The sequence below is a fragment of the Streptomyces muensis genome (assembly GCF_021474425.1).
In the GTDB taxonomy this organism is placed as follows: Bacteria; Actinomycetota; Actinomycetes; order Streptomycetales; family Streptomycetaceae; genus Streptomyces; species Streptomyces muensis.
The window spans coordinates 1-1896 of record NZ_JAKEIP010000536.1; the positions used below are offsets into that span (position 1 = coordinate 1).

General features: G+C 73.7%; 1 protein-coding gene and 1 pseudogene. One reads left to right on the forward strand and one right to left on the reverse strand.

From position 1 onward, the window contains the following. Positions 1 to 295 precede the first annotated feature (295 nt). Complete coding sequence (locus tag L0P92_RS44115) at positions 296 to 1579, forward strand: streptophobe family protein (RefSeq protein WP_308289825.1); 1284 nt, start codon at positions 296 to 298, stop codon at positions 1577 to 1579. Between the two features lie 60 nt (positions 1580 to 1639). Here L0P92_RS44115 and L0P92_RS44120 read toward each other — a convergent pair. After that, positions 1640 to 1896 (reverse strand): annotated as a pseudogene (locus L0P92_RS44120) (serine/threonine protein kinase); the annotation flags it as partial.

Below are 1896 nucleotides of genomic sequence, written 5' to 3' on the forward strand. Positions count from 1 at the left end.
GAGGGCGGCTGGGAGGGGCCCGACAGGGGGCCCGAGGGCGGTCCTGAGGGACGGCCGGACGACGGAGGTTCGACGCTCACGAGGCCTTCTTCCCGACGCAGGATCCGTGCGGGATGCCCGGCGTGGAACTCCTGCGACGCCTATGCCTTCTGCCCATTTCACCTTGCGCTTTTGCCGCTTCTGTCACCTTTGGGCAGCTCTCCCATTCTGTGCTCCGGTGGCAGGCCGTACGCAAGCCGACGCGGACGGACCTCTCGGCGGGCGGGCGGCCGGGGCGCTGCTTAGCGTGGTCAGGGTGAGCGTGCTGACCCCTTCCCGTCCGGCTGTGGCCGCCCATGGGTGGGTGCGGGCCCTCGTCACGGTGCTCGCCGGGCTGGTCGCGATGGGAGTGGTGGCCGCGCTGGGGTTGTGGGCGGCCGGGGCCGCGGACCTCCCGGACAACGCCTTCCCGAGGGTCGTCGCGGCGACCGTGGTCACGGCGGTCGGCGGCACGATCGAGCTGTCGGGCGACGCCGGGGTGCTGGCCGATCCCGACGCCGGGCTGACCGTGATCCCGCTGTCCGTCACGCTCACCGGGGCGCTGGTGCTGGCCGCCGGCTTTCTGCGGCCGCTGCGGCACCGGGCGGTCGCCGGAACCGGGGAGCTGGCCGGGTGGGCCGCGAGGATCGCCGTGCTGTGGCTGGCCGCGCTGCTGGGGCTGTCCTTCTCCGCGCGCCAGAGCTTCTCCCTCTCCCTCGACGAGCTCGGACAGGACGTGCTCGCCGACATCGGCGACCTGTTCGGCATCTCCCCCGAGGTCGGCTTCACCACGAACGTCGCGTCGACCGTCCTGTTCGGTCTGCTGTGGCTGGCGGGCGTGCTCGTACTGGCCCTGCTGGTCTCGCGCGGGGCTCCGCTGCCGGGACGGCTGCTGCGCTTCCAGGAGTCGGTGCGGCCGGCCGCGTACGCCATGGTGGCGCTGCTGCTGGCGTATGTCGTCCTCGGTGCGGTCATCGGCGTGATCGTCGCGGCGACCCGCGGGCATCCGGCCGAGACGTTCGCGGCGATCCTGCTGGGCCTGCCGAACCTGGTGTGGCTCGCCCTGACGATCGGGCTCGGCGCGACCTGGGACGGCAGGGTGGACGGGCCCTTCGGGCTGCCGATGCCGCATGTGCTCGACGAGGTGCTGCGCGGCGGGGAGGTCTCCGAGCTGAACCTGGGCACCCTCGCCGAGCACGACGGCCGGGTGTGGTGGCTGGTCGTCGTCGACGCCGTTCTGCTGCTCGCCGCGGCCTTCGTCATGGCACGACGCTCACCGGCCCGGATCCGGCCCTGGCAGCACGCCTTGCACATGGCGGTGGCGCTGGCCCTCACCGTCCTGACGATCTGCCTTCTCGCCCGCACCTCCGCCCACTACGGCCTCTCGGTCCTCGGCATCGGCGAGCTGGGCGGCGACCTGGCCGGCGAACTCATCCTGAGACCCCACGTGTGGTCCGCGATCGGCCTGGCCCTGTTGTGGGGGCTGGTCACGGGGTTCCTCGGCGGGCTCCTGGCCAGGCCGCTGAGGCATCGGGGCGAGGTCTCCGCCCGGAAGGGGTGAGCGGCGCGGCGGTCCCGAGCAGGGGCGCGGCCCTGCCGCTCGGAGGAGCGGGCCCGCTGTTCACTGCCGGAACACGGGTTCCGCCCAGCGAGGCGGTGGCTTCGGCGGCTCCTTCGCGGGTGCTTCCGGGGCCCCTACGACCTTGTGGTCCACGGCCGTCGCCGGGCGTCCGCCCGCCGGGCCGCCCGTCATCGCGGCGCGCAGGTCGGCGACGAAGGCGAGGCAGGAGTCATGGCGGTCGTCGGGGCTCTTGGCCAGGGCGTCGGCGAAGACGGCGTCGACGGACGGGGCGAGATCGGGGCGGGCCTCGGTCAGGG